This window comes from Janthinobacterium sp. GL_088 (assembly GCF_057837845.1).
In genome coordinates, this window is record NZ_CM174453.1 from 4,996,187 (window position 1) to 5,011,904 (window position 15,718).

10 protein-coding genes are annotated in these 15,718 nt (G+C 64.7%); 8 read left to right on the top strand and 2 right to left on the bottom strand.

Going from position 1 to position 15,718, the window contains the following annotated elements:
* Positions 1-75: 75 nt before the first annotated feature.
* The 4 genes from AC3IQ7_RS22315 (at position 76) to AC3IQ7_RS22330 (ending at position 4,742) form a co-directional block, all read left to right on the top strand.
* Positions 76-1,095 carry a helix-turn-helix transcriptional regulator gene (locus AC3IQ7_RS22315; RefSeq protein ID WP_489207351.1) on the top strand — a complete coding sequence of 340 codons (1,020 nt, stop codon included), beginning with the start codon at positions 76-78 and terminating at the stop codon, positions 1,093-1,095.
* A gap of 62 nt (positions 1,096-1,157) precedes the next feature.
* Positions 1,158-1,571: a hypothetical protein gene (locus tag AC3IQ7_RS22320; RefSeq protein WP_099380849.1), complete on the top strand. Its 414-nt coding sequence runs from the start codon at positions 1,158-1,160 to the stop codon at positions 1,569-1,571.
* 240 nt (positions 1,572-1,811) lie between these two features.
* The gene (locus AC3IQ7_RS22325; RefSeq protein ID WP_489207352.1) at positions 1,812-2,606 is read left to right on the top strand and encodes a TorF family putative porin; all 795 of its coding nucleotides are present in this window, start codon (positions 1,812-1,814) and stop codon (positions 2,604-2,606) included.
* A 57-nt stretch (positions 2,607-2,663) separates the two neighbouring features.
* Positions 2,664-4,742: a methyl-accepting chemotaxis protein gene (locus AC3IQ7_RS22330; protein WP_099380850.1), complete on the top strand. Its 2,079-nt coding sequence runs from the start codon at positions 2,664-2,666 to the stop codon at positions 4,740-4,742.
* Positions 4,743-4,775: 33 nt separating this feature from the next.
* Here AC3IQ7_RS22330 and AC3IQ7_RS22335 read toward each other — a convergent pair whose 3' ends face one another.
* On the bottom strand, positions 4,776-4,934 hold the full coding sequence (locus AC3IQ7_RS22335; RefSeq protein ID WP_158301397.1) for a hypothetical protein: 159 nt from the start codon (positions 4,932-4,934) through the stop codon (positions 4,776-4,778).
* A gap of 151 nt (positions 4,935-5,085) precedes the next feature.
* On the opposite strand from AC3IQ7_RS22335, the gene AC3IQ7_RS22340 reads away from it, so the two are divergent.
* The 3 genes from AC3IQ7_RS22340 (at position 5,086) to AC3IQ7_RS22350 (ending at position 7,823) form a co-directional block, all read left to right on the top strand.
* Positions 5,086-5,778, top strand: a complete 693-nt coding sequence (locus AC3IQ7_RS22340; RefSeq protein ID WP_158301398.1) for a hypothetical protein — start codon at positions 5,086-5,088, stop codon at positions 5,776-5,778.
* 227 nt (positions 5,779-6,005) lie between these two features.
* Entirely contained in the window at positions 6,006-6,635 is a 630-nt protein-coding gene (locus AC3IQ7_RS22345) for a hypothetical protein (RefSeq protein WP_099380852.1), read from the top strand.
* A 159-nt stretch (positions 6,636-6,794) separates the two neighbouring features.
* Entirely contained in the window at positions 6,795-7,823 is a 1,029-nt protein-coding gene (locus tag AC3IQ7_RS22350) for an acyl-CoA dehydrogenase family protein (RefSeq protein WP_489207353.1), read from the top strand.
* 77 nt (positions 7,824-7,900) lie between these two features.
* Here AC3IQ7_RS22350 and AC3IQ7_RS22355 read toward each other — a convergent pair whose 3' ends face one another.
* Entirely contained in the window at positions 7,901-14,761 is a 6,861-nt protein-coding gene (locus AC3IQ7_RS22355; RefSeq protein ID WP_489207354.1) for an IPT/TIG domain-containing protein, read from the bottom strand.
* A gap of 439 nt (positions 14,762-15,200) precedes the next feature.
* Here AC3IQ7_RS22355 and AC3IQ7_RS22360 point away from each other — a divergent pair, with 439 nt between their 5' ends.
* Positions 15,201-15,704, top strand: a complete 504-nt coding sequence (locus tag AC3IQ7_RS22360) for a phage tail protein (protein WP_233516394.1) — start codon at positions 15,201-15,203, stop codon at positions 15,702-15,704.
* Positions 15,705-15,718: the final 14 nt, after the last annotated feature.

Sequence of the window (15,718 nt, forward strand, 5' to 3'; positions counted from 1 at the left end):
TCGAATCAATGTTACCATTCGTTAACTTGTGTACTTGTCAGTACACATCCTGCCACTGAAGAGAACGGAATCACCATGTCTGAACACGCGCCCCGCCCTTCCACCATCATGCGCCAATGGCAAATGCTGCGCCTGATACCGCAGGCGCCACGCACCATCACCGTCGCCGAATTGCACGACAAGCTCAAGGCCATCGACTTTGCCATCGGCGTGCGCACGATCCAGCGCGACTTGCTCGACCTGGCCGAAATTTTCCCGCTGACCAATCCCGCCGACAGCAAGCCATTTGGCTGGTGCTGGATGGAAAATGCGGCGCGCATGGACATGCCGGGCCTGTCGACGCCGGCCGCGCTGACCCTGGCCCTGATGGAACAGCACATGCGCCATGCATTGCCGCCATCCACCCTGGACAGCATGCAGCCGTATTTCAGCGCGGCCCGCCAGACCTTGAACGCGGCCAGCGAACGTGCCAGCGCATCCGCCTGGCTGGACAAGATACGCGTCATCGCCCCCATGCAGCGGCTGCTGGCGCCCGACATCGACGAAGCTTGCCAGCGCACCGTGTATGAAGCGCTGATGCAAAACCGCCAGCTCAAGCTGAGCTACAAGAAGCGTGACAACGACAGTCCCGTCAACTATGACGCCGTCCATCCGCTGGCCATCGTGCAGCGCGGTCAGTTGCTCTACCTGGTATGCCTGTTCGCCGACTACAACGACGTGCGCACCCTGGTCCTGCACCGCGTGCAACAGGCGGAAATGCTCTATCTGGCCGCGCGCGCGCAGCCAGGCTTCGACATCGATGCGTATATTGCTTCGGGCGCCATGGGCATCCGCGAGGGCGAACCGCTGCTGCTGGAAGCCGTGTTTGCCCGTCGCAGCGGCGAGCACCTGTACGAGACGCCGCTGAGCGCGGACCAGCAATTGCAGGAACGCGCCGATGGCTCGCTGCACCTGACCGCCACCGTGCCCAGCACGCGCGAACTGCAGTGGTGGTTGCTGGGCCTGGGCGATGGCGTGGAAGTGCTGGCGCCTGCCGCCCTGCGCGAACAGATGAAAAGCACTATCGCCAGCATGGCCAGCCGCTACGCCGCCTGACGACGGCCCCGGCGGCGGCGAAAACTGCTACCATCGCGCGCCGCCACTCCTTTCCTCCGCCCATGACCGTCCTCAGCCACACTCATCCGCTGGTACAGCAGCTGGAAAACGACTTGCTACCCCTGTTTCGCGCCGCCCTGCCGTCACTGGCGGCCGCCGCGCCGCAGGTGCTCGCTTCCGTCTTCGCCTTTTCCAGCGGCACGGCCAGCGCCTTCCAGGATTATCATTTCGGCATTTCCTGCCTGCTCGCAGACGTGCCCGAGGATGCGCCGGAAGAAGTCGCGCTGCTGGTCAGCGTCACGGGACTCGACGCCGGCGCCCGGCTCAGCGCACAGGTCGTCTGGGGCCAGCCCTCGGGCCGGGTGGAAATGCAGGCCGGGCTGGACGCCGACAGCCTGCAAGCCTTGCATGCGGCCCTGCCAGGCTTGCTGGCCGGCTTGCAACAGGCCGCCAGCCGGGGCAGGCCGGAAATGTGACAGGAGCATGAAAAAGTGCCAGGAAACAACAACTTACGATTTCCGTAGCGCAACTTTATTGACTTCCACTAGCCCTAGCCCCTATCCTTTCAGTTACGTTTGGTGAGAATGTGTGCATGTTCAGACGAACATGCAAACGGCCTCGCCTTGCCTTCACAAAAGTCCATTCCGCATTTTTATTGCAACCATCAGGGCAACGCGCCTGGACGGCCGCTGCCGGCAAATACGGAGCTGACTGCCATGCCATCGCACCACCGTTTCCCCGGATCATCCTTGCTGGGCTGCGCCTTCCTGCTGGCGGCCGCCCTGCCCGTGCAAGCCCAGACCACGGACAGCACTGGCGCCACCTTCAGCGCCAATGCCAGCCTCACTTCGCAATACATTTCGCGCGGCTTCCGCCAGACCTGGGGCAAGCCGGCCCTGCAGGCGGGCGTCGATTACGCGCACCCGAGCGGCTGGTCGCTGGGCACCTGGGCTTCCACCGTCAGCGACCGCTATATCCAGGATGCAAGCGTCGAATGGGACCTGTACGGCGGCTACGGCGGCACGGTGGGCGAGCTGGGCTACAGCGTGCTCGCGTATTACTACAAGTATCCGGGCGCCGTGTACCGCGCCACGAGCGTCAAGTACGACTACGGCGAACTGTCGCTGGGCCTGACCTACCGCATGCTGTACGCCAAATACAACCATACCGTCACGCGCGACTTCTTCGGCATCACGCATGCGCGCGGCACCGGCTACCTGGACGTGGGCGCGAATGTCGACCTGGGCAATGCCTGGACCTTGAACCTGCACGCCGGCAATGGTCGCGTGGCGGGCACGGGCAATGCCATGTGGAACTGGCGCGATGCCAAGGTGGGCATCACGCGGGCCTTCGACGGCGGCTGGAGCCTGAGTGGCGCCGTGACGCGCGCCTGGGGCGCCACCGACGCCTACGACCATTACACGCTGGGCATCCCGAATGCGGCCGGCCGGTTCGACACCTCGAACCCGGCCGCGGCCACCTTCGTGCTGGCCGTCAGCAAGACTTTCTAGGCGCGCTACCCGCGACGCCCGAGACACCGATACCCCTCCCCATCAAGGAACAGCCTCATGCAACTATCACTGAACAGTAAAATCTGCGTCGCCGCCACTGCGCTCGCCATCCTCAGCCTCGGCGTCACGGCGGCCGTGATCGGCTACAAGAGCAGCGCCAGCGCCGAGGCGGCTGCTTTGGAACTGGCGCGCACGTCGGCACGCGAAGTGGCCGGTGCGCTGCAGGCGCGCATCGCCAGCAACCTGTCGAGCGTTTCCAGCCTGGCCGGCGCCATGCGCGGCACCAAGGGCGCGAATTTGCCCCTGCAGCGCGACCAGATCAATGAACTGACCAAGGCGACGTTGACCAGCTCGGAAGACTTGCTGGGCTCGGCCGTGACGTGGGAGCCGAATGCGCTCGACGGCAAGGATGCGGAGTTTGCCAACCAGAAACCGAACTACGACGCCAGCGGCCGCTTCATGCCCTACTGGACACGGGGCGCCGGCGGCAAGCTGCAAGTCGAACCCATCGTCTTCGACCCGAAAGCGGGCGCCAACGACTGGTACGACGTGCCCAAGCGCACCGGCAAGACTTACTTTACGGAACCGTATATCTACCCCGTCGACGGCAAGGATGTGCTGATGGCTTCGCTGGTGGCGCCCATCATGATCGACGGCAGCTTCAAGGGCACGGCCAGCGCCGACTTCATGCTCACGCGCCTGGCGAAAATCCTCGCCGACCTGAAAGTGATCGAGGGCGGCAAGCTGGCCCTGATCTCGAACGGCGGCCTGTACGCCAGCCACCCCGAGCCTGCACGGCTGGGCAAGAAGGCGGACGACGTGCCCGCCGCCGGCCTGGAAAAGGTGCGCCAGGGCCAGGCGTATGAATACGAGGACGACAAGGGCTACATCCACTTGCTGCAGCCGCTGCAGATCCACCCCGACATCGCGCCATGGAGCGTGGAACTGAATTTCCCGAAAAGCGTGGCCACCGCCTCGGCGCGCGACCTGATGGTCTACACGCTGATCGTTGCCCTGCTGTGCGCGGCAGCCACGGCCGGCATTTTGATCCTCGTCGTCAACCAGCTGACGCGCCCCCTGCGCACCCTGGGCCGCACCATGACGGACCTGTCCAGCGGCGATGCCGACCTGCGCGTCAAGCTGGAAGTCAAGGGCACCGACGAGCTCGCCGTCATCGGCAAGGGTTTCAACGCCTTCGTCGAAAAGATCCACGCCGTGCTGCAGCAAGTGCAAGCCAGTGCCGACAACGTGGCGCGCGCCAGCGCAGAAATTGCGCAAGGCAATAACGACCTGTCGGCCCGCACGGAACAGCAAGCCAGCTCGCTGGAAGAAACGGCCGCCTCCGTGGAAGAACTGACGGGCACCGTCAAGGAAAATGCCGACCATGCGCGCCAAGCGAATCAACTGGCTGCTTCCGCATCGAGTGTGGCACAGAAGAGCGGTGAAGTGGTCGGCAAAGTCATAGAAACCATGACGTCGATCAATGACTCGTCAAACAAGATCGTCGACATCATCAGCGTCATCGACGGCATCGCCTTCCAGACGAATATCCTGGCGCTGAACGCGGCTGTGGAAGCGGCGCGCGCGGGCGAACAGGGGCGCGGTTTTGCCGTCGTCGCTACGGAAGTGCGCAACCTGGCGCAGCGCTCCGCCGCGGCGGCCAAGGAAATCAAGCTGCTGATCGACGATTCCGTGGGCAAGGTGGCCGCCGGAAGCAAGCTCGTCGATGAAGCAGGCGCCACCATGGAGCAGGTGGTCGACAGCGTGCGCAAGGTCACCGCCATCATGGCCGACATCAGCGTCGCCACCACCGAGCAAAGCGACGGCATCGCCCAGGTCAACCAGGCGCTGGCGCAGATGGATGGCGTGACGCAGCAAAACGCGGCCCTCGTCGAGGAAGCGGCAGCGGCCGCCGAAAGCCTGCAAGACCAGGCCAGCCATCTGGCCGAGGTGGTCAGCGTGTTCAAGCTGGGCGAGCAGGCGCGGCAGGCAACGCCGGCTGCAGCGCCAGCCGCGCCGCGCGCCGTGACGCCCAAGACAGCCACGCCAGCCAAACGCCTGAGTGTTGCCAAGCCGCAAGCGGCACAGCATGCGCCGGCCAAGGCGCCGGCAGGCGATGACTGGGAAGAGTTTTAAACCGGCCATTTCCGGCTGCGGCCGGCGCCAGATTCAGGCGCCGGCACGAATTTCATAAACGGCCATATCAATACCTGCCTCGCGCCGGATGCGGCGCGGCACCCGCCTGTTTCTCCTCGACGCCAGTGAATGGCCGCACGTGAGATTACCTTCCTTTATTTCCCGCCACATCAGCACCAGGAAAATGGTCAACCGCTCCTGCCGGAATTTATCCGATGACCATTTTCAATGCAGGAATTGCGGCCAATTACAGATTTCAGAAAAATAAGATACGCATGTACTTTATAATATCGCCGCGTATCCGGCACGCTTCCAGCCGGTTGAAGATTTACAGGAATCACGGATGAAAAAAGTATTGGCTTTATTAATGGTATCGGGCACAGTGGTATTGACTGGTTGCGGTGGTGGCGGAAACAGTAGCGCTAATGGTAATGCTAACGGTAGTGCTAACGGCAATGCAGACGTAGCGGTCCCGCCAGTGGTGGTAGCGCCCCCGCCAGTGGTGGTCGCACCTCCGCCGCCTCCCGCACTGGCCGCCTATGTTGGTACCTGGACACCCGCTTGTAACGACTCTTTCCGCCAGCGCCTCGTCGTCGCCCTCAAGAACGATGGCAGCGGCGCCCTGGAAATATCGACCTACGATGAAACCTTCAGCACTGCCGATTGCAGCGGCCCCGTGCAATTTACGGAAACCACGAGTGAAAAGATTACCGCGACGCCGGATGGCGCAGGCAATATCCAGCTCAAACTGACGGCGGACAGCCCTGCCACGGACATCCGCATCGACAAGGTCGTATCGTCGCTGCCAGCCCACACCATCCAGATTACGGGCCCGGCCGTCACCACGGTAATGGTCGATGGCAAACCCCGTTGGCGCATCACCGATGGCAGTGGCGACACCACGGACATCCCGGATACCGGCATACAACAGGCAGTAAGTGGCAACGGCGGCTTTTATTTGCGCGGTAACGAATTGTTTACCGTGATGCAAAAAGACGGTGCTTATGTGCTCGATATGCACTATGTAAAACAATAAATCAGTCAGTAATCAGCCAATAATCAGCCATTGCGCCGCGTGAGCGGCGCAATGCACACCAGTTACACCACATCCTCCCTTCATTCCCGCAAATCATTTCAGCGCATTGCCGCGACATGATCCAAATCAAATCATCGATAGATTCGGTGAGAATTCCTTCCTATTAATAATCCTATAATCAGGCCGCGTTGACGGCACGCACCGCTGCCGGATAAAAAGGACTCTGAATGAAAAAATTATTGGCAGTATTGGTCGGCTCGACCGCGGCACTCCTGACCGGCTGCGGTGGCGGCGGTGGCGGCGGTTCGGCGCAGCAGCTTGCCGGCGATTCCGGTTCCACCTCGCCACTGGCCGCATATCTCGGCACGTGGCAATCGGCGTGCGACAATCACGACCGTCAACTGCTCGTCATCGCGCTCAAGAGCGACGGCAGCGGTTCGCTGGAACTGACGCCGACCGGCGAAACCTACTTCAAGGCCGATTGCACCGGCCCCGTGGTCGCGACGGACGGCATGAGCGCGAAAATCACCGGCAAGCCGGACGGTACAGCCGACATGCCGATCAAGCTGGCGGAAAACGCCGCGGCAACGAACTTGCGCGTCGACAAGGTCACCTCGTCGGTGCCGGCCTATACCTTCCAGCGCAGCGGCGCCACCGTGCAATATGTATTGCGCGATGGCAAGCAGCAATGGTGCGTCAACGTGGATAATGGCGAATCGTGCATGTGGGATGAAGGCATGCTGCCGGCGCCGAGCATCCCCGGCGGCCTGTCCTTGCACGGCAACGACCTGTACTCGGTGGTGCTGGACCCGAAAAAGGGCGTGTATGTCCTGGACGTGCATTACGTGAAAAAATAAGCGCGTGATCAGCTGCGGGGCCGCCCGGCCCTGCAGTTGCCACGGCGCATCTTCTCGCCCGCCGCTTCATGGACTCGCAAGCGTGAACGGGAGTCTGTGTAAAATCAAACAGACATTGCAAAAATAAAAAGCTATCCTGTAGAAAAACAGGAGCTTGCCATGTCACACCATGCCTTTCCCCTGCCCTCCCACGCTGCACTGGACGCCCTGCTGCAGCCTCAGGACAGCGCTTTCCACCCCATCGAAGGCTTGCGGCGCTTGCGCGACGCGGGACTGGACCTGCTGCCCCTACCCGGCCACGGCGCCACCCTGCAGCGCTGGCAAATGCTGGCCGCCATCGCCGCCGTCGACCTCTCCCTGCTCAAGCTGTATGAAGGCCATACCGATGCGCTCGCCATCCTGGCGGAAATCGGCGGCTCCGCCGTGCCGGCCGGCAGCAGCTGGGGCGTCTGGTGCACGGACCTGCCGGGCGCGCGCGTCCGCTTGCGGCAGACGGCCGAGGGCCGCCATGTGCTCGATGGACGCAAGGCCTGGTGTGCCGGGGCACAGGGCCTCAGCCACGCATTAGTCAGCTGCTGGAACGACGCTGGCCAGGCTTGCCTCGCCTCGGTGGCCTTGTCGCAGCCCGGTGTGCACGTCACGGACGAAGGCTGGCAAGCCGTCGGCATGCATGCCTGTGCCAGCGTCGACGTGACTTTTTCTGCCGCGCGCGCCTATCCCGTTGGTGCACCGGGTGCCTATCTGCAGCGGCCCGGCTTCTGGCATGGCAACGCGGGCATCGCGGCCGCCTGGTATGGCGCGGCCTGCGCCGTCGCCAGCCACCTGCATGCGCGCGCGCAGCACGCCGCCCCCGACCCCGTGCGCCTGGCGCAGCTGGGGCAAATCGATTGCGTCCTGCGCGCCACCTGCGCCCTGCTGCGCGAAGGAGCCGCCAAAATCGACCTGCATCCGCAACGCGACGCCATGGGGCTGGCCCTGCGCCTGCGCCTGGCAACGGAAGACGCCGCCGCCCTGGTCCTGCATCTGGCCACGCGGGCGCTGGGCGCCGGTCCCCTGTGCCGCGATGCCCGTTTCGCCCGCCTGGTTGCCGACCTGCCCGTCTTCCTGCGCCAGAGCCATGCCGAACGCGACCAGGCACTGCTGGGCGGCATTGTTGCCGGCGCGGAAGACCATCCGTGGACGCTGTGATGGCGCGCGGACAAAAAAAATCGCCGGACCGGATTGGCTCCGGGCCGGCGATCAGGGCTAAGCTGAGGGCTAGTTGATTACTTGAGCGGCATGGCGATGCCGAACATCACCGACTGGGTACGCCCGCTATCGATGTTCAGATTGCTGTTGTAGTCCAGCGTAATCGTCATGCCGTTCGACAGCAGCAGTTTGACGCCCAGCCCGGCCGCCCAGTTGCCCGTCTGCTGCGGCACCGTGCGGATCACGTACACGGGGCCGTCGGCCACCAGGTCGGCATACGCCAGGCGCGCATCATCGGCGCCCTGGAACTGGTGCCGGTACTCGAGCCGCGCGCGCGGGAACCACGTGCCCAGGCCGCCCACATAGATGCCCTCGGCCCGCACGCCCAGCGCGCCGATGCGCGAACGCACCGTCTGCTTGAAGTAGCTGAGGGCGTTGATGCCCGCCGCCTTCTCCGTGTACGGATCAAGCTTGGCCGACATCAGCTCCACGCGGCCATACGGCGACCACATCCAGGTTTCCTGGCGCATCTCCATGCCGCCCACCAGCGCCCCGAACACTTGCTTGCCGTCACGTTCACCGGTGGCGAAACCGCTGCCATCGCTCAGGTAACGCGAGGCGTCGTACTGCAAGGTACCGTAGCCGAGCACGCCGTCGAGGAACACGCCCTTGCTCGGACGCAGGCTGCCATACACGGCCGCCACGGCGCTGTCGGCCGTGCTGCGGCTGCCGTTCTGGCCCACGTCGCTGCGGTCATGGCTGAAACCGGCGCCCACGCCCAGGGTGGCCAGGTCGCTGAGGCGGTAATCGCCACCCACGCTGACACCATTCGTGCGGAAGCGGAAGCCCGTCTCGCGGCCATTCACATAATGCTGGCCGAAGTCCACCGCGCCACCGAGCCACAGAGATAACGCCTGCTTCTGCGTGTCCGGCTTTTGCGGCATGTCCGGCAAGCCCTGCGTGGCGCCGCTGACATCAACCTGTTGCCGGTCGCTGCTGAAACCCGTGTCAGGCTGGCGCAAGGCCGCCTTGCGCATGAACGGTTTCACGGCCGTGCCAAACACGCGGTCCGCTTCGTCCGCCTGCCAGCGCGCCAGCGCCGCCGTCGGGTTACCGCTGTCGTTCGGCGGCGTCAGGCTCAGGCCAAAGCTGGAACGTCCCCAGCCATCGCCATGCAGGCTTTCCAGGCGCTGCGTGAAGTTCGACAGCTGCGCGCTGGCGAAACGCCGCGCCGCATCGGCTTGCGCCGCCTGCAGGCCGATCACTTCCGGATCGACCGACGGGTCGCGGCGCGCCGTTACCGTCACGTTGACCACGCCCGGTTTCGAGGTGGCGAAGGCATTGCTCAGGGTGTAGCTGACCACCGCCGCACCGGCAAACTTGCCCGAAGCCGCAAAGCTCAGCTGATACGACGGCTTGCCGGCCGTGCCCACATCGCGCACCACCGCCTTGCCCGCTTCCGCCGGCGCCACGCTGAGTACATTCGCCGCCGTGAACGGGCCGCCCGTGGCGCCCGCCGTCAGGTCGACAGTGACCGTCAGGCCGGCCACCACCGTGGCGCTCTGGCTGAGTACCTGCGGCATCGGATTGACGGCAATCGTCGACGTCACCGGCGCCGAGGTACCGAACGCGTTCGACACGGTGTAGCCGATGCGGATGTCGCCGCTGGTGTTGATGCCTGGCGTGTAGACGATGTCCAGGCCATTGACTGTCGCCGTGCCGCTGGCCGGCTGCGTGGTGATCGCCACCGCCGTGAACGGCCCGCCCGTCGCGCCTTGCGTCACGTTCAAGGTCACCGGCGTGCCGGCCAGTACCGTCGCCGTCTTGGCGACCGGTACCGGCACGGGCTGCGGCGCCACCGTCAGGCTGACCGTGGCGGGCGCGGACGTGCCGCCCGGACCCGTCGCCGTGTAGCTGAAGGCGTCAGGGCCGAAGTAGTTCGCATTCGGCACATACGTCACCTTGAAAGAGCGGCCGCTGCCGCCCCCCGCCGCGCCGCTCGCAACCACCGTGACGGTCCCGTGCTGCGGCGGCGTGACGATGGTCACGTCCGTGATCGGGCTGCCATCCGTGGACGCGATGGTCAGGCTCACTTCCTGGTTCGCCGAAGTGGTCGCCGTTTCATTCGGCACCGGCGGCGGCGCCTGGTTCACCTGCAAGGTCAGCGCCTGCTGCACCGTGAACTGGTGCGCGTCGCGCGCCTGCAAGGTGAAGTTGTAGCTGCCCGCCACAGTCGGCGTGCCGCTGACGATGCCCGTCGCCGCATTGAGCACCAGGCCAGTCGGCAAGGCGCCGCTGCTCACGGAATAGACATACGGTGCGACGCCGCCGCCGGCCGTGAATGTCTGGCTATACGCGTCGCCGGCGCGGATCGCCGCCAGGCTGGCCGGCGTCAGGGTCAATACCGGCGCCGCCACTGCCAGGGTGTAGCTGTTGCTGGCGCTAAATGGCGCGCCCAAGCCCGTGCTGCTGTCGGTGACCTTGATGCTGAACGGGAAGCTGCCCGCCACATTCGTCGTGCCGGACAGCACGCCGGTGGCGCTGTTCAGGCTCAGGCCAACGGGCAAGGTGCCCACCACGGCATAGCTGTACGGCGCCGTGCCGCCCGTCGCCGTCAGGGTCGTGCTGTAAGCCGCTTCCGCCGTCGGGTTGGGCAAGCTGGCCGGAGCCAGGCTGACCGTGGCCGAGGCCACCGTCAGGGTATAGCTTTGCGCACCGGTAAACAGGTGTGCATCGGCCGCCTGCACGGTCAAGGTAAAACTGCCGCCGGCCGTCGGCGTGCCGCTGAGCAAACCACTGCCGTTCAAGGTGAGACCCGCCGGCAGGCTGCCGCTCGACACCGTGTAGGCATAGGGAGCGACGCCGCCGCTGGCCGTCAGTTGCTGGCTGTACGCCGTGGCCACGGTCGCCGCCGGCAACGTGCCTGGCGTGACCGTGATGGTCGGTGCGGAGACGGTCACGGTATAGCTTCTGCTTGCACTGAACGGCGCACCCGTGCCCGTGCTGCTGTCCGTGACCTTGATGCTGAACGTGAAGCTGCCGGCCACATTCGTCGTGCCGGACAGCACGCCCGTAGCAGTGTTCAGGCTCAGGCCGGCCGGCAGGCTGCCGCTGGTCACGCTGTAGGAATACGGCGCTGTGCCGCCCGTCGCCATCAGGGCTGTGCTGTAAGCCGCTTCCGCCGTCGGGTTGGGCAAGCTGGCCGGAGCCAGGCTGACCGTGGGCGCGCCCACGGTGACCGTCACGGTGCCGGGAGCGGACGTGCCGCTGCCATTCGTGGCCGTGTAGGTAAAGCTGTCGCTGCCGCTGTAGCCTGCCGTCGGCGTATAGGTGATGCTGGTGCCGCTGGCCGTCGCCGTGCCGTGCAAGGCGCCGGAGGCCACGGCCACCGACGTTGCCGCCCCGCCGCCCAGGTTCAGGGTGACCGGATTGGCGCTGCTGCCGTAGGCCACCGTGCTGGTGACGGCGCCGGCAACGGGCACGGCGATCGCCACCGTGCCGGAATACGCGAGAGCGCCCAAGAACGGGGCGCCTGCGCCAGTGCTGCTGTCGGTGGCGCTGACGGTGAAACTGTAGGCGCCGGCCGTCGTCGGCGTGCCGGACAGGGTGCCGTTCGCCGCCAGGCTCAGGCCTGCCGGCACGCTGCCGGCGGTGACGGCATAGCTGTACGCTGCCGTCCCGCCCGTGGCGGTGATGGCCTGGCTGAAGGCGACGCCGGCCGTCATGGCCGGCAGCGTCGACGGCGCAACGCTGATCGATGGCGACGCCACCGTCAACGCGTAGGCGCGCGTGCCGGAATACGGGCCGCTGCCCGTCGAACTGTCCGTGGCAAGCACGGTGAAGTTGAAGGTGCCAACCGCCGTCGGCGTGCCCGACAGCAGACCGGCGCCAGACAAGGTTATGCCAGCAGGCAAGGCGCCCGCACTGATCGTGTAGGTGTACGGCCCCGTGCCGTTCGCGGCGCTCACGCTCAGGCTGTAGGCCACCCCTGCGCCTGCCACGGGCACGGTGTTTGGCGCCAGCGTCAGGGTAGGCGCGCCGACCGTGATCGTGACGGTGGCCGGTGCCGAGGTGCCGACGATATTGGTGGCCGTGTAAGTGAAGCTGTCAGGCCCGCCATAACCTGGCGTCGGCGTGTAGGTGATGCTGGTGCCGCTGGCACTGGCCGTGCCGTGCGAGGCACCAGTGGCGATGGCCACGGAAGTTGCCGCGCCGCCGCTCAGGTTCAAGGTGATCGGGTTGGCGCTGCTGCCGTAGGCCACCGAGGCGCTGGCGGCGCCTGCAACTGGCGCACCGAAATAAGTGAACTGATCGGCCGCGCCGGCGGCGCTGGTACCACCGACCGTGGTCACGCGCACATCCACCGTGCCCGTCCCGGCGGGCGCCGTCGCCGTGATCTGCGAGGCGCTGTTGACGGTGAAACCAGTAGCTGCCGTCGCGCCGAACGTCACGGCAGTAGCGCCGCTGAAATTCGAGCCGGTGATGATGACCGCGGTGCTGCCGGTAGCCGGCCCCGTGCCCGGCGAAATACCGCTCACCGCCGGTGCCGCCACATACGTAAACTGGTCCGCTGCACTGGTGGCGCTGGTGCCGCCAGCGGTGGTGATGCGCACGTCCACGGTACCCGTACCGGCCGGCGCCGTCGCCGTGATCTGCGTGGCGCTGTTGACCGTAAAGCCGGTGGCCGACGTGGCGCCGAAGGTCACCGCCGTCGTGCCGCTAAAATTCGAACCACTGATGATCACCGTAGTGCCGCCCGTAGAAGGACCCGCCGTCGGTGAAATGCTCGTGACCACCGGCGCCGCCACATAGGTATATTGGTCCGCCGCGCTGGTGGCGCTGGTGCCGCCCGAGGTGGTGACGCGCACGTCCACCGTGCCCGTGCCGCTTGGCGCCGTCGCCGTGATCTGCGTGGCGCTGTTGACCGTAAAGCCCGTGGCCGACGTGGCGCCGAAGGTCACCGCCGTCGTGCCGCTGAAGCCCGAGCCGGTGATGGTGACCGTGGTGCCGCCGGTCGCCGGACCGGCGGTCGGCGAAATGCTCGTCACTGCCGGTACCGCCACGTAGGTAAATTGATCGTTGGCACTCGTGGTGCTGGTGCCGCCGGCCGAAGTGACGCGCACGTCGACCGTGCCAGCGCTGCCCACCGGCGCCGTCGCCGTGATCTGCGTGGCGCTGTTGACCGTAAAGCCGCTGGCCGATGTGGCGCCGAAGGTCACCGCCGTGGCGCCGGTAAAGCCCGTGCCCGTGATGATGACGCTCGTGCCGCCGGTAGTCGGACCCGCCGTCGGCGAAATGCTCGTCACCGCTGGTGCCGCCAAATAGGTATATTGATCCGCGGCGCTGGTGGCGCTGGTACCGCCAATCGTCGTCACGCGCACATCCACCGTGCCCGTGCCGGCGGGTGCCGTCGCCGTGATCTGCGTGGCGCTGTTGACCGTAAAGCCGGTGGCCGCCGTGGCGCCAAAGGTCACCGCCGTCGTCGTGCTAAAACCCGTGCCGGTGATGGTGACGGTGCTGCCGCCCGTGGCCGGGCCGGCCGTGGGCGAAATGCTCGTCACCGTCGGCGCCGGCACAAAGGTGAACTGGTCCGCTGCGCTGGTGGCGCTGGTGCCGCCCGCCGTGGTCACGCGCACGTCTACCGTGCCGCCGCTGCCAGCTGGCGCCGTCGCCGTGATCTGCGTGGCGCTGTTGACCGTGAAGCCGGTGGCAGGAGTCGCGCCAAAGGTCACCGCCGCGGCGCCGGTAAAGCCCGTGCCCGTGATGATGACGGTGCTGCCGCCAGTGGTCGGTCCTGCCGTGGGCGAAATGCTGGTGACCGTTGGCGCAGGAATATATGTGAACTGGTTCGCGGCGCCGGTGGCGCTGGTGCCGCCGCTTGCGGTGACGGTCACGTTCACGGTGCCGGCGCTGCCCGCTGGCGACGTGGCTGTCATGGTCGTGGCATTGACCACGGTAACGCTGACACCATTGTTGGCGCCAAACTTCAGCGCCGTGACTCCTGTAAAACCGGTACCGGTGATCGTGACGGCCGTGCCGCCGGTCGCAGGGCCGGAGGCAGGCGACACGGCGGTGATGGTCGGCGGCGGCTGGGCGTTGATCACCAGGGAATAGCTTCTGGACGTGTTATACGGTCCGTTTCCGCCCGTGACATCCGTCGATTTGATCACGAAGTTGAAGGTACCCAGGCTGCCTGGCGTGCCCGAAATCAGGCCGCTGCTCGACAAGGTCAGGCCCGGCGGCAAGCTGCCCGACTCCACTACATAGGTATAGGGCGCGGTGCCATTGGAAGTGGACATCTGCTGGCTGTAGGGCGTCGACAATCCTCCCGCTGACAGGACCGTGGGCGTGATGGACAGGATCGGTATGGCGACCGTCACGGAATAGTTCTTGGTGACCTCCTGCGGCGTGCCCGGGGTCGTATCGGCGACCTTGACGCCAAAGGCAAAGGAGCCGGTGGCCGTCACGGTGCCGGAAATCACGCCGCTCGCCGATACGCTAATGCCAGGCGGCAAGGTGCCGGAATCAAGCACGTAGGTGTAAGGCGCCACGCCGCCGCTCGCCGACATGGCCTGGCTGTACGGCACGCCAATCACGGGCGCGGTCAGACTGCCCGGCGACACAGTGAAGGCGGCGGCAGGAGGCAAGACGGTCACCGTGAAGGTGATCTCTCCTTGCGACTCGTCGAGCAGCACAAACGTATCGGACAGCGCGCCATCACCATTATTGGTATAGGTCGCCTTGTTATCCTGATTGTTGGTGAGGCCGGTAATCGTGCCATGCAATGCCGTGGCGGCATTATCGTTCAGGCCAAAAGTATTGCAGCTCGACAGGTCGATGACATACGCAGCACCCGAGGCGACGATAAAACTCTGAGTGGGAGGGCAGATAACGCTCGGGCCAGCCGCCTGCGCGGGGGTGACGCCGAACGCCAGCACCAGCAGGCATAGCGAAGCGAACCACTGCCCGAGACGGCAAGATACGGATGTCCCGAAGGCCGCGCGCTCCGCCCTTCGCTGCCGCTTTGCAGCAAACAAGGCAAGCAGGAAAAAATGTGCCGGGCGGCCAATAATATCGTTGCAAGTACGCAACATAGTTTCTCCAATACAGAGTTTTTCAGACGAAATTCAGACAAAAATGAACGTGATTTCAGGTCGCCGGCAATGCCCATTCCGAGCTCTTCCAGAGTGCCAACAGATGTTGACGCTTGCCATATGACAACGTATGCTACTCCGAGATTTCAATAAAGTAACTATAACAAAAAGGGTTTTTCAAAACACAATATTGATTACAAATGGAAAATATTATTTTCTTAACATTTGATGGCATTCCAACCGTGGGAGAACGATGATGGCTGATGTGTATCTAGGACAAATCATGATGGGCGGTTTCAATTTTGCGCCGCGTGGCTTTGCAGCATGTAACGGGCAATTGCTGCCAGTTGCGCAGAATCAGGCGCTGTTTGCGCTGTTGGGCACGTATTACGGCGGCAATGGCAGTACGACTTTTGCCTTGCCTAACTTGCAAGGCAGTACCCCTGTTGGTGCAGGCGGTTCGGTGGATGGTTCCTGGCAACCCACTCCCTACCAGATCGGCACGCGCGCGGGAGTGGAGGCTGTCACCTTGATATCGACCGAGATGCCACCGCACACGCATGCGGCCAATGCGGTGACCACGCCCGGCACCTCGAAAAACCCCACCAATACCCTGTTTGGCGGCAGCAGCGCGGAATCCATCTACGGTTCGGCTGGCCCGCAAGTGACCCTCTCCAACAAGACCTTGGCGTTGACCGGCGGCAACCAGGCGCATAACAATATGCAGCCGTTCTCGGTCATCAACTTCAATATCGCCTTGAGCGGTATCTTCCCGTCGCGCAACTAACGAATCAGCCACTT

What these genes read in the sequence shown, in the direction of transcription:
- AC3IQ7_RS22330 (WP_099380850.1), top strand. Translation starts at nt 2,664, where the DNA reads ATGCAACTATCACTGAACAGTAAAATCTGCGTCGCCGCCACTGCGCTC.
- AC3IQ7_RS22340 (WP_158301398.1), top strand. Translation starts at nt 5,086, where the DNA reads ATGAAAAAAGTATTGGCTTTATTAATGGTATCGGGCACAGTGGTATTG.
- AC3IQ7_RS22350 (WP_489207353.1), top strand. Translation starts at nt 6,795, where the DNA reads ATGTCACACCATGCCTTTCCCCTGCCCTCCCACGCTGCACTGGACGCC.
- AC3IQ7_RS22360 (WP_233516394.1), top strand. Translation starts at nt 15,201, where the DNA reads ATGATGGGCGGTTTCAATTTTGCGCCGCGTGGCTTTGCAGCATGTAAC.
- AC3IQ7_RS22345 (WP_099380852.1), top strand. Translation starts at nt 6,006, where the DNA reads ATGAAAAAATTATTGGCAGTATTGGTCGGCTCGACCGCGGCACTCCTG.
- AC3IQ7_RS22315 (WP_489207351.1), top strand. Translation starts at nt 76, where the DNA reads ATGTCTGAACACGCGCCCCGCCCTTCCACCATCATGCGCCAATGGCAA.
- AC3IQ7_RS22320 (WP_099380849.1), top strand. Translation starts at nt 1,158, where the DNA reads ATGACCGTCCTCAGCCACACTCATCCGCTGGTACAGCAGCTGGAAAAC.
- AC3IQ7_RS22325 (WP_489207352.1), top strand. Translation starts at nt 1,812, where the DNA reads ATGCCATCGCACCACCGTTTCCCCGGATCATCCTTGCTGGGCTGCGCC.